Origin of the sequence: Nonomuraea helvata, assembly GCF_039535785.1 — a bacterium.
Lineage (GTDB): Bacteria > Actinomycetota > Actinomycetes > Streptosporangiales > Streptosporangiaceae > Nonomuraea > Nonomuraea helvata.
In genome coordinates this window covers 1,378,501-1,403,642 of record NZ_BAAAXV010000001.1, presented here as the reverse complement: position 1 = coordinate 1,403,642, position 25,142 = coordinate 1,378,501, and the positions used below count along the sequence as shown (strand labels likewise).

Sequence of the window (25,142 nt, the reverse complement as noted above, 5' to 3'; positions counted from 1 at the left end):
TTATCGTCAAAGCGACGAAAAGGAAGTCTTTTCTCCCGGTGTCACCAAACCTGACTCGTACGCGGCCATGACCAGCTGCGCCCGGTCGAACAGCCCGAGGTGCTCCAGGAGCGACTTGACCATGACGGCCACCTCCTCCTCGGGCAACGAGAGCGTGTGGCCGATCTGCTGGTTCGTCAGGCCGCGCGCGACGAGTTTCAGCACGTCGAGCTGGGAGTCGGAGAGCCCGGCCAGCGCCGGGGGAGCGGCCGGGTCGGTGCGCCCGGCGAACGACGCGATCAGCCGGGTGGTGATCGTCGGGTCGATGAGCGCGTCCCCGGCCGCCGCCGCCCTGATCGCGGCCAGGAACTGCTCGGGAGCCGACGTCTTCAGCACGAATCCGCTCACTCCCGCTCGCAACGCCGCGTACAGGTTCTCGTCGCTGCCGAACGTGGTCATCATGATCACTTTGGGCGGCCGGTCCTCCGCCAGGATCCGGCGGGCGGCGGCCAGCCCGTCGAGGCGCGGCATCTGGATGTCGAGCAGGACCACGTCCGGACGGGTCCCGGCCACCCGCGCGATCGCCTCCTCGCCGTCGGCTGCCTCGCCGGCCAGGGTGACCCCGGGCTCCCCGGCCAGCATCGCCCGCACACCGGCCCGTACGAGCGCCTGGTCGTCGGCCACGAGCACGCGCAGCGGCGCGGTGCCCGGGTCCTCCGCGTCCGGGTCCTCCGCGTCCGGTTCCCCCGCGTCCGGTTCCCCTGCGCCCAATTTCCCTGCGCCCGACTTCGCTGCGCCCGACTTCTCCGGTGCCGGCGGAGGCGGTGTCTCCAGGCGCTGGGCGAGCATGTCGGCCTCCAGGACCTGCAGCGCGGCCGACAGGTCGAGGCCCAGCTCCTCGCGCCAGGTCGCGCGCGCCCTGCGCAGCGCCGCCAGCGCGTCCCCCTGGCGTCCCAGCCGGTACAGGGCCACCGCGAGCAGCCGCCACGCCTCCTCCCGCAGCGGGTACGCCGACGCGTGCGCCTCCAGGTCGGCCACCAGCGACGTCGCCCTGCCCAGCGCGAGACCGGCGTCCGCCCGGCGCTCGACGGCGATGAGCCGCAGCTCCTCCAGCCTGCCCGCCTCCGTCGCGGCCCAGCTCAGCTCCCCGAACTCGGCCAGCGCCGGCCCCCGCCACAGCCCCAGCGCGCTGTCCATGGCCGCCCACACCTGCGCCGGCGTCCCGGCGGACTTCACCAGGCTCTCGAACCGCCACGTGTCCACCTGGTCCGTCCCGGCGCGCAGCGCGTAACCGGGCGGCGCGGAGACGAGCACGCGGGCCTCCTCGCGGGGCGCGCGATCGGGCTCGAGCGCCCGGCGCAGGCGGGAGACGTACCCCTGGATGGTGGACAGGGCCTGCGCGGGCGGCCCGCCCGGCCAGAGCTCGTCGATGAGCGTGCTCACGGGCACGGCGCGGCCGCCGGCGACGAGCAGGCGCGCGAGCACCGCCCGCTGCCGCTGGCCGCCGAGGTCGAGGTCGGAGCCGTCGGACCAGGCCTGGAACGGTCCGAGCGCGGTGAAGGTCAGCATGTCAGGCGTAACTTTAGAGGGAGAAGGTGCGCGGGTACATGGCGAATTCTCCCCATGGCCGGCGGGCCCGGCGCGGCCGCCCCGGGCCCGCTGGCCGCCGCCCGGCGCGCGGCCGTCCGTGATCAGCGGCGTCTGATGGCCGGTCCGAGCAGCAGTATGCCCGCCGCCGACACCAGCCCCACCCCGCCGATCGTGAACCACAGCGCCCACGTCCCGACCGCCAGCAGCGGTCCGCCGAGCAGCGGCGCCAGCACCGCGGCCAGCGACCACGCGAACCCGAACAGCCCCGAGTACCGCCCCCGCAGCTCGGCCGGGGCGAGCGCGGCCACCATCGTGCCGGCGATGCCGGCCTGGATGACCTCGCCGGCCGTCCACACGGCGATCGTCACCGCCAGCCCGAACGTGTCGTGGACGAACGCGGTCATGGCGAACCCGAGCGCCATCACCGCCACCCCCACCGCGAAGGTACGAGGGGCGTCCCTGCGTCCCAGCCACCCCGACACCAGCGGCTGGACGATGACGATCAGCACGCCGTTCAGCGCCATGGCCAGCCCGAACTGCCCCGGCGACAGCCCCACGACCTTCGTCATCGCCACCGGCAGCATGGTCATCGTCTGCGAGTAGACCAGCGCCACGCCCAGGGTCACCAGCGTGTAGCCCACCATCAGCCGGTCCCGCAGCACCACGCCGAACCCGCCGGCGGACTGCTGGACCGCCGGTCTGGTCTCCGGGACGGCCCGCCACACCAGCACGGCGAAGATCACGCTCGACACCGCGTCGATCCAGAACAGCCAGACGAACCCCAGCCCCGCGAGCCAGCCCCCGGCCGTCATGCCGACCGCGTACCCGAGGTTGATCGCCCAGAACAGCAGCCCGTACGCCCGGGGCCGCTCCTCCGGCGAGACCAGGTCCGCCACCAGGGCGTTCGAGGCGGGCCTGTAGACGTCGATCACCAGCCCGAGCACGAACATCGAGGCCACGATCGCGGGCAGCGAGGTGCTGTAGCCGAGCGCCAGCATGGTCGCGGCCGTGGCCAGCATGCCGCCCGACAGCGTGGCCCGGCGCCCGATCCGGTCCGCGAGCACCCCAGCGAGCAGCTGCGAGAGCAGCGAGCCCGCGCCGAACAGGCCCATCACCAGGCCCGCGGCCGTCACCGACAGGCCGCGGGCCTGCGTCAGGTAGACGCCGGTGAAGGGCATGACCATGGTGCCCAGGCGGTTCACCAGCGTGCCGCCCCACAGGGCCCAGAACGGGCGGGGCAGCCCGCCCAGCTTGGATCGCAGGAAGGCGGATCGCTCAACAGTTGCGCTCGTCACGCCATAAAGCGTGATATTCGGGGGTTTGTCGGGGCGAACGATTTAGTGCACGCTAAAAGCATGTCCATCTCGTGGGTGCTGAGGCCGGACGACGTGGCCCGGATCCGGTTCGCGTTCTCGCCGATGTGGGAGCTGGTCGCCAGCCTGCGGACCCTTCAGCGGCCGTCGCGGCACTCGATCCACCTGCCGTGGCTCAAGGCCGTGCGCCCCCGCCTCGCTGGGCTCGACCTGTCCGAGCTGTTCGCGCTCGTGCCCCTGACCGGCTACATCGCCGACTTCATCACGCCGCCCCCCGACACGCCGATGCCGGAGTTCGCCGCCGAGCTCGACCGGGTCAGGCGAGCACCCCCCGAGCTGGCCCGCCGGGAGGCGGCGAAGATCAAGGGGACCGACCGGGCGGTGATCGAGCGGTTCATGGCCGACCCCGAGGCAGGCGTGGCCAGGGTGGCCGACACGCTGGAGGCGTACTGGGAGAGGTGCTTCGCGGAGTTCTGGCCACGCGTCTACGGGCTGCTGGAGCGGGACGTGCTGCGCCGCTCGCGCCAGCTCGCCCAGGGCGGGGCGCACGAGCTGTTCGCCGCGCTCGATCCGGCCGTGGTGTGGACGGGGGAGCGGCTGCTCATCGACCGGCCGTGGTGCGAGGCGGGCGGCCTGCACGGCGACGGGCTGGTGCTGGTGCCCAGCGCGTTCTGGGGACAGGCCGTGGCGGTGATGACGGCGCCGTACCAGTCGACGCTGATCTACCCCGTGCTCGGCGTGGGCACGCTGTGGGAGCAGGGGCCGCCGCCCGCGCCCGGCGGGCTCTCCGCGCTGATCGGCAGGAGCAGGGCGCAGATCCTGCTCGCGCTCGCCGAGCCGGCCACCACCTCCGCCCTGGCCGCGCGCATGTCGCTCACGCCCGGCGCGGTCAGCCAGCACCTCGGCGTGCTCAGCGGCGGCGGGCTCGCGGTGGGGATGCGGGTCGGCAAGCAGGTCGTCTACCGCCGCACCCCCATAGGAGACACCCTGGCGAGTCAGGCGTAACGCTTGGACTCCAGGAGCCAGTCGAGGTGGGCGCGCGGCGCCGCCAGGTACGCGCACGCGACCTTGCTGACGTCCCGCGCCTCCTTCGGCTCCAGGTCCTCCAGCGGCAGCCGCCTGGCGGCCTTCTGCATGTCCTGGCAGCGCGCGGCGATCCGGTCGAGCACCCAGGCCGTCGCCTCGCGCTCGCCCAGCCCGAGCTGGCGCATCGCGAGCACGACGAAGTTGTGCACGTCGCCGCGCTCCTTCGGCCGCGAGGCCACGTCGTTGCACCACGCCGTGATGTCACTGCACGCGCTCACGAGCTGCTGCCACGGCTCGCCCTCATGCACCCACGCCGGCACCTCGACCCGCAGGCACGGCTCCACCAGGTCATAGAGGTACGGCCCCACCGTGCCCCTGCGCAGCGCCGGATACTCCTCCAGCGTCGGCATCCGGCCCGCCGCCCTGTTGTCGGCCTCGGTACGGCAGGCGTCGTGCTGGCGCCGCAGCCCCACCGCGAACCTGGCCCGCCACCGGTCGCTCATCCGCGCGCTCGTCACCCGCCACAGGTCCGCGAACGCCGCCTCCAACGGATGCCGCGCCGCGCCCTTGAGCATGCCGTCGAAGATGTCCAGCGGGCACGACCCCTCGTCCAGCTCGTCGTCCAGGTGGAACAGCCACGTCAGCCACTGCGCGAACAGCGCCGCCGCGGCCGCGTCGAACTCGGCGAACGCCCGGCCCGCCATCCGGTGGTAGCCCACGCCGGGCGCGGCGCGCAGCCCGGTCCTCCTGGCCCAGTCGATGACCGCGGCCTCGATCGCGTACACGGCCGGGTGCATCCTGCACGGAGCCGCCATCGCGGGCACCCGCTCGGTGAGCGGCAGCAGCGCCAGCGCCGCCGAGCCGCCCCTGCGCGGCAGCGGCAGCATCGAGGTCAGGGCGGAACGGAGCGCGGTGCGCGCGTTGGCGACCATGGTGGCGAACACGGTGGTGCTCGTGGTGGTGTTCACGGACGTATTCACAGGGATCTTCACCGGGCTTTCACAGGGCTCTTCACAGGGGGCCGAAAAGCCAGTTGCCCGCGGCGTTCGGATCGTCGCTGCGGTAGTAGTCGGAGGCGGCCAGGACCAGCTCGTCCACGGTGAGCCTGCCCCTGCCCGTCCGGTCGAGCCGGTCGAACGCCTCGTCCACGTCGTCGTAGGCGACGCCGAACGCGCTCAGCATCGTGCGGAACTCGCCGGGGCCGATCTCGCCGTCCCGGTCGCCGTCGCACAGCTCCGCCACCGCCACCGTGGCCGGCCGGAACACCGCGTCATACCGGTCGCCCATGACGAACGCCGCGATCATCCCGGTACGGAAGTCCAGCCGCGAGATGGTGAAGTCGGGGTCGCGCTCGAGCGTCTGCGACAGCGTGGCCCAGATCCCGCCGAAGCTGTCGACGAGGCTGGCCCCGGGGAGCGAGGTGGGGGACTCCCCGAAGCCCACCAGGATGCGGGCGCCGAGCCCCAGCAGGTCCTCACGCTCCACGACGCCGTTGCCGCTCGCGTCGATGTGGTCGAATGCCCGATCGAGCTTGTGATTGAGCAGGTCGATGGCCACCAATGCCTCCCCCGAGACTGAATGCGTGATCACATTAAGTCGGGGCGGGGGGCTTTGTCAGCGAGGCTCGCACCGGCGCCCCCCGTAACGTGTGTGAAACACGGACACGGCATGCTGGTGCATAGACCCGTACTGTCAGATAGAGGGGACGCTGTGGACCGCCAGCAGGAGTTCGTGCTCCGCACGCTCGAGGAACGCGACATCCGGTTCATCCGGCTCTGGTTCACTGACGTGCTCGGCTTCCTCAAATCAGTGGCGATCGCCCCGGCCGAGCTGGAGGGTGCGTTCGCCGAGGGCATAGGGTTCGACGGCTCGGCCATCGAGGGCTTCGCCCGCGTCTACGAGTCCGACATGCTCGCCAAGCCCGACCCGTCCTCGTTCCAGATCCTGCCCTGGCGCAGCGAGACGCCCGGCGCGGCGCGCATCTTCTGCGACATCCTCATGCCGGACGGCTCGCCGTCGCACGCCGACCCGCGCTGGGTGCTCAAGCGCACGCTCGCCAAGTGCGCCGACATGGGCTTCACGTTCTACACCCACCCGGAGATCGAGTTCTTCCTGCTGAAGAGCCGGCCCGAGCCCGGCCGGCGGCCCGAGCCGATCGACTCCGGCGGCTACTTCGACCACACGCCGCACAGCTCCGGCCATGACTTCCGCCGCCAGGCGATCATGATGCTGGAGTCGATGGGCATCTCCGTCGAGTTCAGCCACCACGAGGGCGCGCCCGGGCAGCAGGAGATCGACCTGCGCTACGCCGACGCGCTCACCACGGCCGACAACATCATGACCTTCCGCCTGGTCATGAAGGAGGTCGCCCTGGAGCAGGGCATCTGGGCCTCGTTCATGCCCAAGCCGTTCACGGAGCACCCGGGCTCCGGCATGCACACGCACATGTCGCTGTTCGAGGGCGACAGGAACGCCTTCTACGAGGCCGGGGCCGAATACCAGCTCTCCAAGATCGGCCGGTCGTTCATCGCCGGGCTGCTCAGGCACGCCGCCGAGATCACCGCCATCACCAACCAGTGGGTCAACTCCTACAAGCGGCTCTGGGGCGGGGCCGAGGCCATCGCGGGCCAGGGCGGCGAGGCGCCCTCCTACGTGTGCTGGGGCCACAACAACCGCTCCGCCCTGGTCAGGGTGCCGATGTACAAGCCGCACAAGGGCGGCTCGACGCGCATCGAGTTCAGGTCGCTCGACTCGGCGTGCAACCCGTACCTCGCCTTCGCGCTGATCCTGGCGGCCGGCCTCAAGGGCATCGAGGAGGGCTACGAGCTGCCCGCCGCGGCCGAGGACAACGTCTGGACGCTGACCAGCGCCGAGCGGCGCGCCCTCGGCATCCAGCCGCTGCCCGGCTCGCTCAACGACGCGATCGAGGTCATGGAGCGCAGCGAGCTGGTGGCCGAGACGCTGGGGGAGCACGTCTTCGATTTCTTCCTGCGCAACAAGCGCGCGGAGTGGCGCGAATACCGCCGCCACGTCACCGAGTTCGAGCTGGGTCGCTACCTGCCCGTGCTCTGAGCGTTCGCGCTTCTCTCGTCGAACACGATCTCCTGCAGCACGTCCGCCCCCGCCCGGTCCATGATGTACGCGCCGGAGGCGGGGGCGGGATCGCCGCCCTTCACCCTGGTCAGCAGGCTCTCCCACCTGCGCTGATGGCGGGCGAACGTCCTGGGCGCCACCACCCGGCCCCTGGTCTGCTGCCCCGCCAGCGCCACCTCCGGCGGCGCGTCCAGGAGGAGCAGGTGGAAGCCCGCCCGGTGCCTGCGGGCCAGCCAGGCGAAACCGCGCAGCACGTACGGGCCGCAGCCCCGGTTGTGCGCGATGACCGAGTGGCCCAGGGTCAACGCCTGGCGGATGCGGCTCAGGTGGGTGACGAAGACCACGGCGCGGCGCACCGGCTGCGGGGCCCAGGCGAGCCGCCCGTACCAGTGCTGCTTGGACTGGAACGAGTCGATCACCGCGACCGTGCCTATGGTGACGGGCACGCTCTCCACGCCCTGCAGGCCGTACAGGCGTCGCAGCAGGGTGGTCTTGCCCGCGCCCGGAAGCCCCGTCAGGACGACCAGGGATCCGGACGGATACTCCAACCTCGCACCCCGCACAGGTTCACCCTCTCGCTCTCTCATGCTGCCGTGTTCTCCAGCCTTCCCGAACGCGGCCGAAGACGCGCACATCGGTGGGCGGCCGTATCCGAGTATCGGTCGCGGGGTGGGGTAAGCCGGGATATGGTACTCACAACGCCTTGATCGGCCTCACTCCAGGTGCAAGTCCGGAGTGAGGCCGATTTTCGTTGCTTCTGACCCCCGAGTCACATCCCGGCGATGTGCGGTGCATAGCGTCTCGAGACACCTGGTGACAGGCCGGTCGAGGGCGGGTGGGAAGTTTCGGACCCCCTCGAGGCGTTATGCGTGGTGCCGATCAGCCTCAGGGCCCCCGAGATCTGGCGAAACCGGGAGTCCAGTAAAATCGGCCTGCTTCTTTTGATGTTTCCGGACTTCTCGCCACATGTGGCGATATTGGAGGTTGTGGCATGACGACGGCTGCCCTGCAGACCGTGTTGACCGTTCCGCAGCGTTTCCGGGGCCCCGCGGGAGTCGCCAACGGCGGCTGGATAGCGGGCACCATGGCGGAGGCGCTGAACGGTGGTCGATCAGCCGTCGAGGTCACGCTGCACGCGCCCACGCCCTTGGAGACCGAGCTGCGCCTCGAGCACGTCGCCAACTCCGTGTCCCTCTCGGACGGCGACAAGCTGCTGGTCGAGGCCATCCCCGTGGCCGAGGACCTGGAGGGTCCCGGGTTCGTGCCGTTCAACGACGCCGCGCGCGCCGAGGCCGGGTTCGTGGGCCTGAAGGCGCACCCGTTCGCCGAGTGCTTCGCCTGCGGCCTGCGCGAGCCAGGTGACGGCCTGCGCATCTTCCCCGGCCCGGTGGAGGGCACGGACCTGGTGGCGGCCGGCTGGCGGGTGCCGTTCACGGTGACGGGCGAGGACGGGGTGCCCGCGTCGATCGTGGGCGCGGTGCTCGACTGCATCACCGGCTGGGCCCACTTCGGCCCCGGCGAGTCCGCGCTGCTCGGACGGCTCGCGGTGCAGATCCACCGCCCGGTCCACCCCGGCGGCCGCTACTCCGTGGTGGCCCGCCCGACCGGCCGCGACGGGCGCAAGATGTACGGCCAGAGCGCCATCTACGAGGTGGACGGCACGCTCGTCGCCGCCGCCCGCGCGACCTGGATCGCTCCACGCTGACCTACGACGAGAAACGGCCCCTGAGCAGCTGACAAGCAGGCAGCTCAGGGGCCGTTCTCATTCATTCACGTGGGTTACCGGTGCGTGCGGCGCCACCAGTGGCGCCACCGCCACGACCCGCGGCCGATGCCGTACAGCGCACCGGACAGGCCGCCGATCGCGCTGTTCTCCCAGTACGCCTTGGCGCACCCTCTCATCGTGCGCCTGCGGAGACAGCTGTAGGTGCCGAAGCCCACGCCGACGATGAAGGAGCCCCGGCTGACCCAGCGCCGGCCGCTGCTCGCCCACCGGTGGACGAAACCGCCCCAGCCCCGGCCGGTGTTCCAGCCGTACCGGAAGGCCCGGTAGTGGACCTTGGCCCGGCGCCAGACGTGCCTGGCCTTGTGGCGGAGCTTGCGGCACCAGCCGCAGCCCCACTTGCCGTCCAGGTCGGTGCAGTTGACCGGGTCGCCCGAGCAGTACTCGTAGGCGTTGGCACTGCCGCCCTCCACCGGGTCGAGTTGCAGGAACCGGCCCAGCGACGGGTTGTAGAGCCGCACGCCCATGAGCATGGTGCCGTCCAGCGTGTCGGCGGCGCGCTGCTTGCCGCCCAGCCAGCCGTACCTGCGGGCCGGACCGCGCGCCACCCCGTACTCGTCGGCGTCCACCACGGTGGCGGTCGCGGTGCCCAGCGTGTACTCGGTGCCGACGTCGCCGTGCAGCGTGGTCAGCTGCAGGCGCACGTCACCGTTCGCGCCGGTGATCGCCGCCAGGTCGCCGTCGAAGCCGGAGACGTTCCTGAGCACCTTGCCGCCGGGCTCGGTGCTCCAGCGCGGCGAGTCGCCGTCGGAGCCGTAGTGGTTCACGACGGTGCCCGCCGCGCCGGCGGTGGACCTGAACCGGTCGGCCGGGTCCAGCGACCAGGTCAGCGTCTGGTCGCCCGCGGTCTGCCGGCGGGCCAGGTCGTTGACGTGGTAGTCGAACGTCGTCCCGCCCGGCAGGGCGGTCGTACGGCCGAGCGCGTCATAGCGGTAGCCGTCACCCACCAGCCGGTCCCCGGAGTCGTAGGCGTAGGAGGTGATCTCCGCCGCGGCGTCGTCGGCCTCCGGGCACGTGCCCTCCTGAGACTGGGTGGCCAGGCGGGTCCGGTTGGAGTTGTCGTCGAAGCCGTAGCGGCGCAGCGTGCACACCCCGCCCGCCGACTCCCTGGCCGAGGTCAGGCGGCCGGTCTTGTCGTAGCCGTAGGCCCGCTCGTACCCGGCGTCGCCGCGCGCGTCGGCGGCCCACTGGCCGTGCACCGACTCGGTGACCTGCTCGCTCAGCACGGGCTGGTCCAGCCCGTCCTTGGTGTAGACGCGCGAGACATCGGTGCCGGTCTCGTCGTCGGTCACGCTCACGTGCAGGCCTCCGGGCAGGTCGCCGGAGGCGAACTCCCCGTCGGCGTCGTACCGGGCGGTCAACGTGCCCGCCACCGAGTCCGTCATCGTCACGGCCAGGCCACGCGGCTCGGCCGCGGTGTCGTAGCCGTAGGTGACGGTGGACGGCGCGGAGTCGGTCACCTTCGTGGTCCGGTCGAGCAGGTCGTACTCGGTCTTGACCACCCCGGCGTCGGCGTCGGTGTAGGACATCCGCCGGCCGAGCCGGTCGTAGGCGATCACGATCCGCTCGGTGACGTTGCCCGCGGCGTCCAGGCGCTGCTGCTCGGCCACCTGGCCGGAGTCGGGCGCGTACACCGTGGCCACGGCGCCCAGCGCCTCGCCGACGCCGCCGGTGATCCACTGGCGGATCTGGCGTCCCGCCGGGTCGTAGGCGGTGTTGGTGACGCGGGTGACGCCGTTGGCGGTCTCGGAGACCGTCAGCGGGTTGCCGTAGCGGTCGTAGGTGGTGATGGCGGTGGGCAGTTCGTCGGGGTTGTCGCCGCCTCCGCTGATCTTCCCGGCGGGCGCCGTCCGGCACACCAGCCCCGCCCACGCCGGCTTGCCGCCGCACGGCGCGCTGCCGGAGGCGGTGTAGTACGTGGTGATCGTGGTGGCCGCGTCGTTGCCCTTGGGCAGCACGGTCTTGACGGGGTTGCCGTCGCCGTCGTACGACGTGGCCGTCACCAGGTTCAGCCCGCCGGGGTCCTTGATGCTCTTGAGCGGCTTGCCGAGCGCCCAGTCGTACTCGGTGGCGGTCGCCCGCGTGTCCCGGTCCTCGCCGCTGAGCAGGCGTGCGCTCACCTCGGTCCTGGTCACCAGGTCCTTGGTGGGCGCGTCGCCGGGACGCCCCTGGTCGTAGGTGTTGACGGTGTGCTCCCTGGCCGCCGTCTCCTCGCCGCCCACCGACACGACGTGCAGCGGACCGAGGGTCTCCAGCTCCCGGGTGCCGTCGTCGTTGTACGTCGAACGCTTGGACAGCAGCTCGGCCCGTTCGGCCGTGGGCAGCCCGGAGACGCCGAGCTCGGCCAGGCGCGGCGAGGTGCCGAGCGCCAGCTCGCGGTTGCCCTCCGACAGCTCGCGCACGACGTTGCCGAACTTGTCGTGCTCGGTGGCCGACAGGTGACCGCCCGGCGTGAGCTGGTTGACCTGCCGCCCGTTGGCGTCGAGGTAGGTGACGGTGGCCCTGGTCCAGGAGCGGCCGTCGGGGATCTGGTCGCCGGGGAAGACGGCGGTGGCGTCGGTGGGGTTGTCGTGCTGCCCCCAGGCCGCGGTGTGCTGCGGCCGCAGGTCGGCCGGCCCACCGGCGGCCTTGTCCAGCGGCACGTTGTAGACGATGGAGGTGCGGTTCTCGCCCTCCACCTGGTCGGCCGTGCCCGGCTTGAGCGCCTGCCGGACCGCGCTGGTCAGCCTGCCGTCGGCGTCGTAGACGAACGTCCACGGGAGCTGTCCCGGCGAGGTGAGCGAGGTGAGGCGGCCGCCGGTGTCGTAGCCGTAAACCGTCTTGAGCGCCGGCGTGATGCGCGGGTCCCACGACTGGATCAGGCGGCCGGCGCTGTCGTAGGCGTACTGCGCGACGGCCACGGGCGTGCCGGAGTCGTGGAACAGGACCTGCTTGACCCGGCCCGCGTAGTCGCCGCCGCCGGTCTGCGTGGCGTAGACGAGCTCCAGCACCCGGCAGCCGGTCTTGGGCGAGGGCAGCGCGCAGTCCGCACCCGCGTCGGACACCCCGCTGGTGGGCGCGATGACCGCCTTGAGCCGCTGGGCGCCGCTCGCGGCCTCGTAGACGTAGCGGGTGACGTTGTTCGCGCCGGGCGGGGTCGTCGTGGCCGGCAGGTACGACGTCGCGCCCGAGGGCTTGGTGAACGTGGTGACCACGCCGTCGGCGTCCTTGAGCGTGTAGGAGCCGGTCAGCGTCAGGTCCTCGGCGCCCTCCTCCGGCTTCCAGCCGCTGCCGGTCTTGGTGAACTGGATGGGCGTCCCGTCCACCAGCGTGATCTCGACGGAGCTGGCGGAGGTCTCGCGCAGCGCCGCGTACTCGGAGTCGGCGACGTCCGACACGCCGCCGGCCGACCATTCGGGGCCGAACGGAGACGCCTGCGAGGCGATCTTGGTGCCGGCCTTGGGGTCGCGCGAGGAGATCGTCCTCGACAGCGCCAGGCCGAACAGCTCGGCCTCGCTCTCCTCCACCCGGAAGTCGCCGGTCAGCAGGTTGACGCTGCCCGGCCCCACGTTCTGCGTCTCGGCCCCCGATGCCTGCCGGTCCGCGACCACGTCGGCGGCCGGCGTGCCCGCCGAGCCCGAGGCGTTGGCGAACACGGCGCGGACCTGGACGGCGCCGTCGCCGCCGAGCTGGTCGACCAGGTTCCAGGTCAGCCCCGACACCGTCGCGGTGCCGTCGGCCACCGTCGCCGCGACCGGCCAGGCCGCCAGCGGCTTGCCGTCGGCGCCGAGCACCTGCGCGACGGGGATGTCGGCCCAGGCGTCGGTCTGCGCGCGCCGCCACTGGAAGGTCACCCGGTCGTACTCGCCGCGCCCGGTCGCGGCCAGTTCGGCGCGGCGGGCCGTCCGTGTGCCGTCGGCCGGCGCGGCCAGCGCGCCCGCTCCGACGTTGAAGCGGTACGTCACCGCCTCGGAGGCGTTGCCCGCCCGGTCGAGGGTGTACGTCGTCAGCGTGTGCGGCCCCGCGGCCTGCGGGGTCACCGTGAACGTGACGGCCGCGCCGGTCGTGGCCGCCGTGGCCGTGTCACCGTCGTCGAGCCGGTAGGCGATCTTGGCGACGTCGGAGTCGGCCGGCGTGGCGGTGAACGAGGCCGGCTCGCCGGCGTCGCCGTGCCATCCGGAGTCCGGGTGGGAGCCGCTGGTCAGCTTGGGCGCGGGCGGCCGCGTGGTGTCGACGGTGAACTGCCGGGACTGCGGCTGCAGGGAGTCCAGCGAGCCGTCGTTGCCCCAGCCCTTGAGCGTGTAGGTGCGGCCGTTGACCAGCTTGCCGGCCGGCAGAGCGGCGTCCGAGAACCCTCCGGAGGCCACGTACGCGCCGTACAGGCCGGTGATGACCGCGGTGCTGCCGTCGTACACCTCGAACTTGGCGCGCACGTTGCCGCCGTCGGGGTCGCCGACGTGGGCGTACAGCCGCGGCGTCACCGAGTTGGTGTAGAGGGTGCTGTTCACCTCGCTGTTCGGGCTGGTCCAGACGGAGAGCGGCGTGCTCGGGTTGCCGTTGTACGTCACCGCGATGTACGGCGTGTGCGAGGCCGCGTTGCCGGAGTTGAACCGCTTCCACCCGTACGGGTCGGACTCGTCCGAGGCGCGCAGCCCCATGCCGGACTTGGCCCAGCCCTTGTCCGCCCAGTACTGCGCCAGCGACGTGACGTTGGCGCTGACCCAGCCTGCGGCGCAGGCGGAGCCGTAGCCCTTGGTCTGGCTGGAGGTGGCGTACTTGGCCGCCATGGTGGGGCCCGGGTAGCGGCTGGTGGTGGAGGCCTGGTCGGCGCTCCACACCTCCCAGTTCTTGGCCGTGCATGACCAGGAGTGGAAGTCCCACAGGTTGAGCGTGGCGGACAGGATCTTCCGCCCGGCCAGGCCGGAGGTGTTCCAGGTGATGAACGACTTGGCGATCTGCCCGCTGCCGTTGTTGCCGAGCTTGAGCTCGGTGGAGGCGGAATTGTCGGTGTTGTAGCCCTGCTGCACGAACGTGTCGAACGCCTCGCCCACGTTGACCGCCGGGTCGACGGTGACCGGGTAGGCGGTGGCGGGGTCGTTCAGGAAGGCCGGGTCGGGCGTGAGCACGAGGTCCTTGCCCGACACCTCCATCTTCACCGGCGCGCGATGCGGGTGCTCGCCGGAGGCCTGGTCCACCCGCGCGTCCCACATCACGGGCGCGGGCACGGTCGCGGCGACCTTGCCGCCCTTGCCCACCAGTTCGACGCCGCCGTCCTTGGCCTGGCGGGCCGTGAGCCCGGGGGCGTCCAGCCTGAGCCGGTAGGACAGCGGGGTGGTGGGCCGCTGCTTGACCAGCAGGAACTGCTCGGCGCCCGTCCTGGTCGCGGTGACCGTCAGGTCGGCGCCGGGCAGCACGCCGGGGTAGGTGACGCTCTGGCCCGACACCTGAGGCGACGGGAGCGCGCCCGGCCAGCGCAGGGTCACGCGGGCGTTCCCGGCGGCCACGCTGATCAGGTCGGTCCCGGCGGCCGCGGCCTGCTTGGCGCCGCTCGCGCCGCCGCCGATGCGCAGCGCCCTGCCGTGCGACTTGGGGGTCACCGTGCCGTCGGCGGCCGCTGTGAGCGCGAGATCGACGGGCTTCCACCCGGCGCCGTCGCGCACTCTGACCGGCCCGGCGAACATCTCCTCGGTGAGGGTGCCGTCGGGGTTGGCGTAGGTGGAGGAGGCCTCGGTACGTGCCGATTCGATCTCGACTCGCTTGCCGGTGAGCCGGGCGGTCAGCCTGGCCGAGCTCTCGTCGGGCGCGCTGGGCCCGGCCGGAGCGGTGGAGGGGTCGGGCGGCACGGCCGCCGGTGGGGGTTGGGGGGCGGGGGTGTCCGCGTACGCCGTGGGGATGTCCGCGACAGTTACGGCCAGTGCCGCGGAGAGCACGGCCGCGATGGCCCGGTCCGCCGGGGTCGTCCGGCGGACGCGGGTGCGGGATAAAGCCACTCTTCGATCTCCGATCGCGCGCCTCTGGGGAGAGGTTTGACCATCGTTGCGGCGTGATCGTAAGAGGCATGATCAATATGAGGGAATATGCGGCGAAGATCGTTAAGCTACCCGTCAGTTCGCGTTCATGTTCGGTAACGGGGCGGGGGGTCGCCGCGACCGCCGGTGACGGCCGAGGGGCGGGGATCAGGCCAGAGAGGTGAGGTGGGTGACGACGGCCGACGCGCAGCGGTCGTGGAACAGGATCGTGTAGTGGTTGCAGTCCGGGATCACCTCGTCCCGCAGCCCAGGAAGGCGGGTGGTCCAGGGCAGGGCCAGATCGTCGGGGAGGAAGCCGGCGTCCTGGTTGAGCAGTCCGCGAGGCGCTCTGAGCAGGGTGAGCGGCGTCTGGACGGATCCGAGGGCGGCCGCGATGGCCTCCGGCTCCAGCCGCAACCAGCGCCCGTCCTGCAGCACCGCCTCCTCCACCGCCCGCGACCGCAGCGCACCCTCGGGGCCCGTCAGGTCGTAGCGGACGTACGCCTCCACGTCGGCGTTCCACTGCCCGGCGAAGGCCGGATGCGCCTTGAAGAAGTCGACGTACGCGTCGGCCGTGGGGAACGTCTGGCGCAGCCGGGCGATCGCCGGTCCGAGCGTGACCTCCATGACCTCGTCGACGTCCGCGTCCTCGGGCAGCGGCGGCAGGGGGAGGCCGCCGTCCACCAGCACCACCCGGGCGAAGTCCCGTTCGGCGGCGGCCAGGGCGGCCACGTACGCGCCCATCGAGTGCCCGGTCAGCACCGCGTCCGGACCCGCCCCGACGTGGTCGGCGACGCGCAGGACGTCCTCGGCGTGCCTCGGGAGCCCGTACGGGCCGGGCAGCGCGGCGCTGTGCCCGCGCCCGCGCAGGTCCATCGCGACCAGGCGCCATCCCTCCGGCAGCCGCCGCCCCACCGCTCCCCACGCCATCAGGGAGGCCGTGATCCCGTGGACCGCGATGATCGTGCGCGGTCCCGTTCCGAACGTCACGATCCGCTGACCGGCGACATCGTCGAACTCAAGTCCCATGGTCGGAGCTTAGGGACAAACGTCCGGCCACGATACGCATGGCCCTCGGGCGATCGCCCGCGCGCGTGGCGGTTAAATTGCCTGATATGCGTATCACCGTGATCGAGCACGAGGCCGAGGCGGGCCTCGGGTACCTCGGCGAATGGCTCGGGCCGGCCTGCGACGTCGTACGGCCGTACCTGGGTGAGGAGATTCCCGCGCGCCCGGCGGACGGGCTCATCGTGCTCGGCGGTGCGGCGGCGGCCTGGGAGGACGAGCGGAGCCCCTGGCAGCCCGCCACCCGTGACCTGCTGCGCCGGGCCGTCGACGAGAGCACGCCCACGCTGGCCATCTGCCTGGGGGCGCAGCTGCTCACCCTGGCCTGCGGCGGCACGGTCGAACGCGGTACGAACGGGCTCGAGGTGGGCGTCCGCGAGGTGGTCGCGCTGCCCGCGGCGGCGGATGACCCGCTGCTGGCGGGGATCGGCACGGCCGTGGCCGTCCAGTATCACCAGGACACCATGACGCGGCTGCCCGACGGCGCGGTGCCGCTCATGACCGGGGCCCAGTATCCGAACCAGGCCTACCGGCTCGGCGCCGCCGCGTGGGCGGTGCAGTTCCATCCCGAGGCCACGCCGGAGATCTTCACCTCCTGGACCTCCGGGTCCGGCCTGGACGCCGCCGAGGAGCTGAACGCCGAGGTCAAGGCGGCCGAGAGCGCGCTGGTCGCCACCTGGCGGCCGGTGGCGGAGGCGTTCGCCGAGGTGATCAGAGCGAGCGGCCGCGCCTGAACCCCCACCTCCGGCGCCCTGCCCGCACGAGGGCGCGGGTCCGGGTGTCCGTCCCGCGCGCACGGGGGCGGGTGAGCGCGTGGGCCAGGACGTGGACACCGCCCACGACCAGCGGGAACGCCGCCACCCCCGGCCGGGCGGCCGCCCCCGCCCGCACCGGCACCCCGTCGGCCCGCAGGCGCCGCCACGCCCACACCGAGAACGGGATGACCACCACGGGCGCGGTCACCACCCCGGGCGTGTACCTCCGGGCCACCGCCGCCTGCGCCAGGTGCGCCACCCCATGAGCCCCGAACCCCAGCAGCGCGGCCTGGAAGACCGGACTCCGCCCGCCCGTACGCGCCCCCAGCGCCGCGGCCCCCGCCATCACCCCGCCCATGAGCCCGATGGCCACGTTCACGTGCCGCTGCGACACCTCGGGAACCCAGGGCCACCGCTCCCGGGCCTCGCGCGTCCAGCCCGCCATGGTCGCCAGTTCCTCGGCGTCGTGGACCGCCCACGCCGCCAGCAGCCCCCACGTGACGGTTGAGGGAACCACGGTCATCACCTCCGAAAGAAATGCAACGCAACGTTGCGTTACCTATGGTACGCCGAAGCGGGCTGACAAGATGGAGGGGTGCCCAGGATCGAATCCACCGCCGCGAGGCTCGCCAAGCTCGGTTTCGCCGACGGCGCCAGGGCCGCCCAACTCGTCCGTCAGACGGGAGTCGACGTGGACGATCTCCTGGAGTTCCTGGTGGACGTGGCCGACCCGGACCAGGCGCTGGTCTCGCTGACCCGCCTGGCCGAGCGCGAGCCCGCCGTGCTCGACGCCGTCCGCGGCGACGAGCACCTCCGCGGGCGGCTGCTGGCCGTGCTCGGCGTCAGCGCCGCCCTCGGTGAGCACCTGGTGCGCCACCCCGGCCAGGTCGCGCTCCTCGCCGAGCCACACCTGGGCGACCCACGGACCGCGTTCCTGAAGGCGGTCGGCGCCGAGCCAGGGGAGGCGGCCGACGGCGGGAGCGCCGCCGCCGCCGACGCCGCGGGGGCCGGCACCGACGCCCGGGGCGCCGGCGCCGCCACCGGCGACGTCCCGCTGAACGCGCTCCGCGTGGCCTATCGCGGCAGGCTGATGCATCTCGCCGCACGCGACCTCACAGGAGAGGCCACACCCGCGGAGGTCATGGCCGAGCTGTCCGACCTCGCCGGCGCCGCGCTGGAGGCCGCGCTCGCCATCGCGCGGGCCGAGATCGACGACAGCGAGGTACGCCTGGCGGTCATCGGCATGGGCAAGTGCGGCGCCAGGGAGCTCAACTACATCAGCGACGTAGACGTGATCTTCGTGGCCGAGCCGCGGGAGGGCGCCGACGAGACCAAGGCACTGCGTACGGCGACCCGGCTGGCCCAGGCCATGATGCGGGCCTGCGCCGACACCACGTCCGAGGGCTCGCTGTGGGAGGTGGACGCGGGCCTGCGGCCCGAGGGCAGGTCGGGCCCGCTGGTGCGCACGCTCGGCAGCCACCTGGCCTACTACCGGCGCTGGGCCAAGACGTGGGAGTTCCAGGCGCTGCTCAAGGCCCGCCCGGTAGCGGGCGACATGGAGCTGGGCGCCGCCTACGTGGAGGCGGTCAACGACCTGGTGTGGTCGGCGGCCACCCGCGAGCACTTCGTCGAGGACGTGCAGGCCATGCGCCGGCGGGTCGAGGCGCACGTGCGCGCCGAAGGGGACCGCCAGCTGAAGCTGGGGCCGGGCGGGCTGCGCGACATCGAGTTCGCGGTGCAGCTGCTCCAGCTCGTCCACGGCAGGCTCGACCCCCTGCTGCGCCGCCGGGCCACGCTGCCCGCACTGGCCGCGCTCTCCAGGGGCGGATACGTCGGCCGGGACGACTCGCGCAGTCTCGCGGAGGCGTACTCGTTCCTGCGCCAGGTGGAGCACCTGCTGCAGCTGCACCGGCTGCGGCGCACCCACATCGTGCCCACCGACGAGTCCGACCTGCGCAGGCTGGGCCGGGCGCTCGGCATGCAGCCCGATCCGGTGGGAGAGTTCACGGCGCGGTGGCGGCGGCACGCCAGGGAGGCGCGGCGGCTGCACGAGAAGCTGTTCTACCGGCCGCTGCTGCAGGCCGTGTCGCGGCTGCAGGAGTCGGAGGCGCGGCTGTCGGCCACGGCGGCGCAGGCCAGGCTGGAGGCGCTCGGCTACGTCGATCCCGCCGGCGCGCTGCGCCACATCACCGCCCTCGCCGCCGGCGTGTCCAGGCGGGCCGCCATCCAGCGCACGCTGCTGCCCGTGATGCTCGGCTGGTTCGCCGACACGCCCGACCCGGACGGGGCGCTGCTCGGGTTCCGGCAGGTGAGCGACAAACTGGGCAGCACGCCGTGGTATCTGCGGCTGCTGCGCGACGAGACGGCGGTGGCGTCCAGGATGGCGCGCGTGCTCGGCGCCGGCCGCTACGCGACCGGTCTGATCCTGCACGCGCCCGAGGCGGTCGCGATGCTGGGCTCGGACAAGGAGCTCGCCGTGCGCTCCCGGGAGTCGCTGCTGGGCGAGGCCTTCGCGGCGGTCACCAGGCACGCCGGCGATGCCGAGACCGCCGTGGCGTCCGTACGGGCGCTGCGCAGGAAAGAGCTGTTCCGTACGGCCGTGGCCGACATCTTCGGGCTCATCGACATCGAGACGGTCGGCGGCGCCCTGTCGGCCCTGACGGACGTGACCCTGCAGGCCGCGCTCGACGCCGCCCTGGCCAAGGTCCCGGACGTCACGAGGTTCGCCGTCATCGCCATGGGCCGGCTCGGCGGCATGGAGTGCTCCTACGCCAGCGACGCCGACGTCATGTTCGTCCACTCGCCGCTGCCAGGGGTGGCGGAGCGCGAGGCCACGGACACCGCGTTCGCCGTGGCCAACGAGGTGCGCCGGCTGCTGTCGCTACCCGCCCCCGACCCGCCGCTGACCGTCGACCTCGACCTGCGTCCCGAGGGGCGGCAGGGCCCGCTGGTGCGGACGCTGGCCTCCTACCGCGCCTACTACGCGCGCTGGTCGTCGCCGTGGGAGTCGCAGGCGCTGCTGCGGGCCAGGTTCTCGGCGGGCGACCGGGAGCTGGGCGCGCAGTTCACGTCGATGGTCGACGAGCTGCGTTACCCGCAGGGCGGTCTGCACGACGACGCGGTCAGGGAGATCAGGCGGCTCAAGGCCCGCATGGAGGCCGAGCGCCTGCCGCGCGGCGCCGACCCGGCCCTGCACACCAAGCTGGGACCGGGCGGGCTGTCCGACGTGGAGTGGGTGGCCCAGCTGCTGCAGCTCCGTTACGCGGGCGCGCTGCCGTCGCTGCGCACCACCCGTACGCTCGAGGCCCTGCGCGCGGCCGTGGGGGAGGGCCTGCTCGCGCCGGCCGACGAGGCCGTGCTCGCCGAGGCGTGGCGCTTCGCCTCCCGCATCCGCGACGCGATCATGCTGGTGAAGGGCCGGGCCGACGACAGCGTGCCGCGTGAGGCGGGGGAGCGCAAGCTGATCGCCCAGACGCTCGGCTACCCGCCGGACGGCTCGGAGGACTTCCTGGACGACTACCGCCGCGTGACGCGCCGCGCACGACAAGTGGTGGATCGAGTTTTTTACGGGGCTTGATCGGACTCGTCTACGGGTGTATCAAGGCGCGGTGTTATCCGTTTACGTGGATCTGGCCCTCGGCCTGGTGGTGTCGTTCCTGCTGCTGTCGCTGCTGGTGAGCGGCCTGAACGAGGCGTTCGTGCGGGTGCTCGCCATCCGCAGCAAGTTCCTGTGGGCCTACCTCAGGGACACCATGGACGGCTCCGACAAGCAGGGCAGGTCATGGCTGCCGGCCAAGGTGCGTGACGTCTTCGCGGCGCTGCCCTTCGCCCGGGACCCGCGTCCCAAGCACAGCGACCAGCCCGCGCCCGCCGAGCCGGGCGTGGTGCCGGCGCACGAGACCAAGGCCGAGGACGCCATGGTCAACCTGCTCTACCAGCGCGTCCAGGGGATCGACCACCCGAAGAGCGGCCGGACCAGCATCGCGAACATCCCGCCAGGACGCTTCGCGGTGGCGCTGATGGAGCTGGCGGCGGTCGAGCCGGACGGCGTCGAGGGGCTCCTGGCGAAGCTCAAGGAGATGCGCAGCCCCCTGTACGGCCACCTCAAGGGCGTGTGGGAGACGGCGCAGCGCGATCTCGACCGGTTCAGGCAGGGCGTGGAGACCTGGTTCGACGGGGAGATGCAGCGGCTGTCCATGCTCTACAAGCGCTACGTCAAGTGGGTCGTCGCCGTGCTCGGCCTGTTCGTGACGCTGGTGTTCACCATGGACGGGCTGGAGTACGCCAAGACACTGATGCGCGACAACGCCTTCCGCGCCTCGGTGACGGCCGTCGCGGAGTCGGGGCCGGACGCGTACAACGAGCTCAAGGCGCGCTGCACGGGCGGCGACCCGATGCCGTGCGTCACCGAGACGCTCAGCGAGCCCGCGCTGGTCAAGATGCTCGGCCAGTCGCTGGTCAGCGTGTCGATCCCGGAGCAGGGCGACCCCTCCATCCGGTGGAACGGCGCCCTGTGGTGGGACCGGATCACCACGCCGAGCCACTGGCCCGGCTTCCTGCTGACGTACGTGGCGCTGCTGTTCGGGGCGCCGTTCTGGTGGGACGTGCTCCGGCGCATCACCGGCATCAAGTCCCGGCGGTGAGTCCCCGAATGCCGGTCCCGCATTATCGTGGCTCGGATGCGGACAACCCAGCGATTGATCATGCGCAGATGGCGCGACGAGGACCGGGAGCCCTTCGCCGCCATGAACGCCGACCCCGAGGTGATGGAGCACTTCCCGGCCCCGCTCACCCGCGCCGAGAGCGACCACTTCGTCGACAGGATCGAGGAGGAGTTCGACAAGGACGGCCACGGGCTGTGGGCGCTGGAGGTGCGCGAGAGCGGGGAGTTCATCGGCTTCACCGGCCTGATCTGGCAGACGTTCGACGCGCCGTTCCTGCCCGCGTGGGAGGTGGGGTGGCGGCTGGCGCGGCCGGCCTGGGGCCACGGGTACGCCACCGAGGCGGCCAGGGAGGCCGTCAGATACGCGTTCGAGGAGGCCGGGCTGGACGAGATCATCTCCATGACGGCGCAGCGGAACACCCGGTCCCAGGCCGTGATGAAGCGCCTGGGGATGACCCATTTGGCTGACTTCAACCACCCGCGGCTAGCCCCGGGCAGCCCTCTGTACCCCCACGTGGTCTACCACCTCAAGCGCCCGTAGGCCCGTCAGGCGCTCATGGCGTAGAGGACGTCGCGCAGGGCTGGCTCGCGGCCGCGCAGCCAGACCAGGCGCAGCGCCAGTGTCGGCGCGTCGAAGTCGAGCTCCACGAGCGCGCCCGAGGCCAGGTCGGGCTCCAGCGCGAAGTCCGGCAGCAGCGCGCTGCCGAGCCCCTGCCTGGCCCACTCGCGGGCGGTCGCGATGCCGGTCAGCTCCCTGCGCGGCACCTCCGGACCGAACGCCCGATCGGCCGCCAGCCGGATCGAGCAGCCGGTGGCGCTGACCAGCAGCGGCTCCCGGTCGCCGCCCGGCGCCGCGACCAGCGACAGCCTGACCTCGCCCACGTCAAGGAAGTCCAGGTCGGGCGCCATCGCGGCACCTGAACCCGCGTCCTCGGGCATGGTGAAGCCGAGCCCGCCGACCCACAACCCCGTGTCCAGCAGCAGGGCCACGTCCAGCTCGCCGCTCGTCACCCCGGCCAGCAGCGTCCCCCGGGTCAGGGTTCGCACGTCCACGTCGAGGTCGGGGCGGCGTTCCGACAGGCGGCGGATCACGGCGGGCAGCCGGGCCGCGGCCAGCATCTCCAGCGTGCCGATCCGCACCCGGCGGCGCTGCCCGGTGACGGCGCGGCGTACCTCGTCGGCGTGGTCGAGCAGCTCCTGCGCCCGTGCCAGCAGCGTGGCGCCCGGCTCGGTCAGGCGCATCCCCTGGGGCGTGCGTTCGAAAAGGGTCACCCCGAGGCTCTGTTCGAGCCGGCGCACCTGCTCGGACACGGACGCTGGGGCGAGGCCGAGGGTGTTCGCCGCTTCGGTGACGGTGCCCGCCCCGGCCACCGCGACAAAACCCCGCAACTGGCGCAAGTCCATAGAAGGCAGCATACGGTTTTCCCGAACGCCCCCTCAGACCGCGCCTGTTGAGGGTGGATGCGGCGTTTCAGCACGCTGAGGGGCATGATGTTCGGATTCTCCCTCGCCTACTTCCTCGTGATCCTCGACACGACCGTGCTGACGATCGCGCTGCCCGACCTACGGGCCTCGCTGGGCGGTTCGCTGGCCGGCCAGCAGTGGGCGGTGAACGCGTACACGGTCGCCTTCGCCGCCGCGCTGCTCACGGGGGGAGCGGTGGCCGACCGGTACGGCGCGGCCCGGATCTTCAAGGTCGGCGTGGCGGCGTTCGGCGTGATCTCGCTGCTGAGCGCCGCGGCCCCGCACCTGGGCGTGCTGATCGCGCTGCGTGCCCTGCTCGGCCTGGCGGGGGCGCTCTGCACGGGCGGCTCGATGGCCCTGCTGCCCCAGCTCTTCCCCGACCCGGCCGCCCGCGCCCGCGCCACCGGCCTGTGGGCCGCCATCACCGGCACCGCGCTCGCCGCCGGCCCGCTGCTCGGCGGCCTCCTCGTGGACCTGTCCGGCTGGCGCGCCGTGTTCCTGCTCAACCCGCCCATCGCCCTGATCAGCCTGCTGGCCATGCGCCGGGTCCGCTCGCCGCGCGGCCACCGCCTGATCGACTGGCGGGTGCAGGCCCTGGCCTGCGCGTTCCTGGCGCTGGTGGCGGAGGCCCTGATCGACGCCTCGATGGTGGCGGGCATCCTGGCGGCGGTCGCCCTGGCGGCGGTGGTGCTCGCGGAGCGCCGCAGCAAGGCGCCGGCCCTGCCAGGCGGCCTGCTCGCCGCCACCTGGCCCGAGCTGCTGGCGGGCACGGTGGCCAACTTCGCCTTCGCCGGCGCCCTGTTCGTCCTCACCCTCCTCCTGCAGGACACCCGCCACCTGGCTCCGCTGGCCGCCGGGCTGGCCTTCCTCCCGCTGACCCTCCCCATGACCGTGAACCCGCTGCTCACCGGCCGCCTGGTGGCCCGCTACGGCCCCCGCCCGCCGATCCTGGGCGGCCTCGCGCTGCTCGCGGCCGGCCTGACGGGGGTCGCCCTGACGGACGTGGCGGCGCCGTGGCTGGTGGTGATGGGGTTCGGGCTGTCGTTCGTGCTGCCCGCGCTGATGGCGGGAATGATCAACAGCGCGCCTCCGGGCACGGCCGGCACGGCGGGCGGCGTCCTGAACGCGTTCCGCCAGGTCGGCGCCACCCTCGGCGTGGCGGTCATGGGCGTCGTGAGCCACCCCCTGCCGACGGCGGCCGTCCTGACCGCGCTGACCTGCGCCTGCTACGGCCTGGCCGCCCGCCGCGCCCGCACCGCCGCTCCGCCCGCCTCGACGGGCCCGATGCGGGTATCGTGATCGATCTCAAGTGGTGCTATGACGAGGTGACGCGTGCGTTTCCAGCATTCGAGTGACATCTGGCGCGATTTCCCCGAGCTCGTCCCCGGCGTGCTCGTCGCGAAGGGCATCACGGCGGACGTCTCCGTGGATGACCAGGTCGCCCGGTTCGCCGAGCTCGCCGCCAAGCGGCTCGCCACCTCCTCGGAAGGCGAGCTGCCGGAGATCCAGGCGTGGCGGCGGGCGTTCTCGAAGATGGGCCTCAAGCCGACCCAGTACCGCTGCGCGTCGGAGTCGTTGCTGCGGCGCTTCAGGAAGGAAGGCGCGCTGCCGCGCCTGCACCCGCTGATCGACCTCTGCAACGCGGTCTCCATCGCGTACGCCGTCCCGGTGGCGGTGTTCGACCTCTCCAAGATCTCGCGGTACGTGGAGGTCAGGTACGCGGCGGGCGACGAGGCGTACCTGACCTTCTCCGGCGAGACGGAGCACCCGCCGCCCGGCGAGGTCGTCTTCGCCGACGCGGAGGGCAGGGCGCACGCCCGCCGCTGGACCAACCGCCAGAGCGGCCACTCGGCCGTCCGCGACACGACCACCGACGTCCTGATCGTCGCGGAGGCGCTGCACGACACGGCCGGTGCGGACGTCGAACGCCTGACGGCCACCGTCGCGGACGAGCTGGCCGCTCTCTGGACCGGCGCCTCGAAGACGGCGATCCTGACCCCGTCCGCTCCCCGTTTCGAGTTCTAGCCGCTCCGTCCTTCGGACGGCTTCCGCATCGCCCACCGGACCAGGCCGGCGGCGCGTCTCCGGCGGGTCCCGCGGGCCATCTGCCTGTGCAGCACATCCAGCTCGCGTGCCTGCCGCTCCAGTTCGCTCTCCATGCGGGCCATGGCGCCCTCGTACGTCTCCCTGGCCCGCTTGTAGGCGTCGGCCTCGACCTGGTGCAGCGCGGCGCGCTCGGCGGACTCGGCGTTCCTGCCGGCGCTCCTGGCGGTGGCGACGGCGGCGACCAGGGCTGCGGCGATGCTGGCCATTGCGCCGATGACGGCGACGATCACCGCAGTGGGATCCATCGGGGCCTCCGGCGACGAAGGGGGTCCAGGCCCGGCGGCGGGGTCTCTTCGGTCATGGGGGTCATCCACCTCC

19 protein-coding genes are annotated in these 25,142 nt (G+C 72.5%); 9 read left to right on the top strand and 10 right to left on the bottom strand.

Annotation, left to right across the window (positions count from 1 at the left end; all coding sequences use genetic code 11):
• Positions 1–6: 6 nt before the first annotated feature.
• Together ABD830_RS06415 and ABD830_RS06410 are read right to left on the bottom strand one after the other, a co-directional pair.
• A complete protein-coding gene (locus ABD830_RS06415; protein ID WP_344985461.1) occupies positions 7–1,548 on the bottom strand; it encodes a BTAD domain-containing putative transcriptional regulator in 1,542 nt (513 codons plus the stop codon).
• 122 nt (positions 1,549–1,670) lie between these two features.
• A complete protein-coding gene (locus tag ABD830_RS06410; protein ID WP_344985459.1) occupies positions 1,671–2,864 on the bottom strand; it encodes an MDR family MFS transporter in 1,194 nt (397 codons plus the stop codon).
• A gap of 60 nt (positions 2,865–2,924) precedes the next feature.
• Between ABD830_RS06410 and ABD830_RS06405 the strand changes: the two genes are divergently transcribed.
• Positions 2,925–3,887: an ArsR/SmtB family transcription factor gene (locus ABD830_RS06405; RefSeq protein ID WP_344985458.1), complete on the top strand. Its 963-nt coding sequence runs from the start codon at positions 2,925–2,927 to the stop codon at positions 3,885–3,887.
• Here ABD830_RS06405 and ABD830_RS06400 read toward each other — a convergent pair.
• Positions 3,878–4,876 carry a terpene synthase family protein gene (locus ABD830_RS06400; protein ID WP_344985457.1) on the bottom strand — a complete coding sequence of 333 codons (999 nt, stop codon included), beginning with the start codon at positions 4,874–4,876 and terminating at the stop codon, positions 3,878–3,880. The genes ABD830_RS06405 and ABD830_RS06400 overlap by 10 nt on opposite strands.
• Positions 4,877–4,919: 43 nt before the next feature.
• Positions 4,920–5,465 (bottom strand): EF-hand domain-containing protein, encoded by a 546-nt coding sequence (locus ABD830_RS06395; protein ID WP_344985455.1) that lies wholly within the window; start codon positions 5,463–5,465, stop codon positions 4,920–4,922.
• Between the two features lie 153 nt (positions 5,466–5,618).
• Here ABD830_RS06395 and glnA point away from each other — a divergent pair, with 153 nt between their 5' ends.
• Positions 5,619–6,980 (top strand): type I glutamate--ammonia ligase, encoded by a 1,362-nt coding sequence (gene glnA, locus ABD830_RS06390; protein WP_344985453.1) that lies wholly within the window; start codon positions 5,619–5,621, stop codon positions 6,978–6,980.
• On the opposite strand, the gene ABD830_RS06385 is transcribed toward glnA, so the two are convergent.
• The gene (locus ABD830_RS06385; RefSeq protein ID WP_344985451.1) at positions 6,962–7,549 is read right to left on the bottom strand and encodes an AAA family ATPase; all 588 of its coding nucleotides are present in this window, start codon (positions 7,547–7,549) and stop codon (positions 6,962–6,964) included. The genes glnA and ABD830_RS06385 overlap by 19 nt on opposite strands.
• A gap of 443 nt (positions 7,550–7,992) precedes the next feature.
• Between ABD830_RS06385 and ABD830_RS06380 the strand changes: the two genes are divergently transcribed.
• On the top strand, positions 7,993–8,706 hold the full coding sequence (locus ABD830_RS06380; RefSeq protein WP_344985450.1) for a PaaI family thioesterase: 714 nt from the start codon (positions 7,993–7,995) through the stop codon (positions 8,704–8,706).
• A gap of 74 nt (positions 8,707–8,780) precedes the next feature.
• Here the strand turns inward: ABD830_RS06380 and ABD830_RS06375 are convergent, their stop codons facing one another.
• Positions 8,781–14,753: a DNRLRE domain-containing protein gene (locus ABD830_RS06375; protein ID WP_344985449.1), complete on the bottom strand. Its 5,973-nt coding sequence runs from the start codon at positions 14,751–14,753 to the stop codon at positions 8,781–8,783.
• Positions 14,754–14,939: 186 nt separating this feature from the next.
• On the bottom strand, positions 14,940–15,800 hold the full coding sequence (locus ABD830_RS06370) for an alpha/beta hydrolase (protein ID WP_344985448.1): 861 nt from the start codon (positions 15,798–15,800) through the stop codon (positions 14,940–14,942).
• An 86-nt stretch (positions 15,801–15,886) separates the two neighbouring features.
• Here ABD830_RS06370 and ABD830_RS06365 point away from each other — a divergent pair, with 86 nt between their 5' ends.
• The gene (locus ABD830_RS06365; protein WP_344985447.1) at positions 15,887–16,570 is read left to right on the top strand and encodes a type 1 glutamine amidotransferase; all 684 of its coding nucleotides are present in this window, start codon (positions 15,887–15,889) and stop codon (positions 16,568–16,570) included.
• Here ABD830_RS06365 and ABD830_RS06360 read toward each other — a convergent pair.
• Entirely contained in the window at positions 16,548–17,108 is a 561-nt protein-coding gene (locus tag ABD830_RS06360; RefSeq protein ID WP_344985446.1) for an HXXEE domain-containing protein, read from the bottom strand. The genes ABD830_RS06365 and ABD830_RS06360 overlap by 23 nt on opposite strands.
• A gap of 78 nt (positions 17,109–17,186) precedes the next feature.
• On the opposite strand from ABD830_RS06360, the gene ABD830_RS06355 reads away from it, so the two are divergent.
• From ABD830_RS06355 to ABD830_RS06345, 3 genes are read left to right on the top strand one after another with little or no spacing between them, the layout of a single operon-like run.
• Positions 17,187–20,168 (top strand): bifunctional [glutamine synthetase] adenylyltransferase/[glutamine synthetase]-adenylyl-L-tyrosine phosphorylase, encoded by a 2,982-nt coding sequence (locus ABD830_RS06355; protein ID WP_344985445.1) that lies wholly within the window; start codon positions 17,187–17,189, stop codon positions 20,166–20,168.
• 31 nt (positions 20,169–20,199) lie between these two features.
• Complete coding sequence (locus tag ABD830_RS06350; RefSeq protein WP_344985444.1) at positions 20,200–21,234, top strand: hypothetical protein; 1,035 nt, start codon at positions 20,200–20,202, stop codon at positions 21,232–21,234.
• A gap of 36 nt (positions 21,235–21,270) precedes the next feature.
• Positions 21,271–21,795: a GNAT family N-acetyltransferase gene (locus ABD830_RS06345; RefSeq protein WP_344985443.1), complete on the top strand. Its 525-nt coding sequence runs from the start codon at positions 21,271–21,273 to the stop codon at positions 21,793–21,795.
• Positions 21,796–21,800: 5 nt separating this feature from the next.
• Here the strand turns inward: ABD830_RS06345 and ABD830_RS06340 are convergent, their stop codons facing one another.
• Complete coding sequence (locus ABD830_RS06340) at positions 21,801–22,658, bottom strand: LysR family transcriptional regulator (protein WP_344985442.1); 858 nt, start codon at positions 22,656–22,658, stop codon at positions 21,801–21,803.
• Between the two features lie 84 nt (positions 22,659–22,742).
• On the opposite strand from ABD830_RS06340, the gene ABD830_RS06335 reads away from it, so the two are divergent.
• Together ABD830_RS06335 and ABD830_RS06330 are read left to right on the top strand one after the other, a co-directional pair.
• The gene (locus tag ABD830_RS06335; RefSeq protein ID WP_344985441.1) at positions 22,743–24,017 is read left to right on the top strand and encodes an MFS transporter; all 1,275 of its coding nucleotides are present in this window, start codon (positions 22,743–22,745) and stop codon (positions 24,015–24,017) included.
• 33 nt (positions 24,018–24,050) lie between these two features.
• Positions 24,051–24,743, top strand: a complete 693-nt coding sequence (locus ABD830_RS06330) for a B3/B4 domain-containing protein (RefSeq protein ID WP_344985440.1) — start codon at positions 24,051–24,053, stop codon at positions 24,741–24,743.
• Here ABD830_RS06330 and ABD830_RS06325 read toward each other — a convergent pair.
• Entirely contained in the window at positions 24,740–25,069 is a 330-nt protein-coding gene (locus tag ABD830_RS06325) for a hypothetical protein (RefSeq protein ID WP_344985439.1), read from the bottom strand. The two genes, ABD830_RS06330 and ABD830_RS06325, sit on opposite strands and share 4 nt — an antisense overlap.
• Between the last annotated feature and the right edge of the window lie 73 nt (positions 25,070–25,142).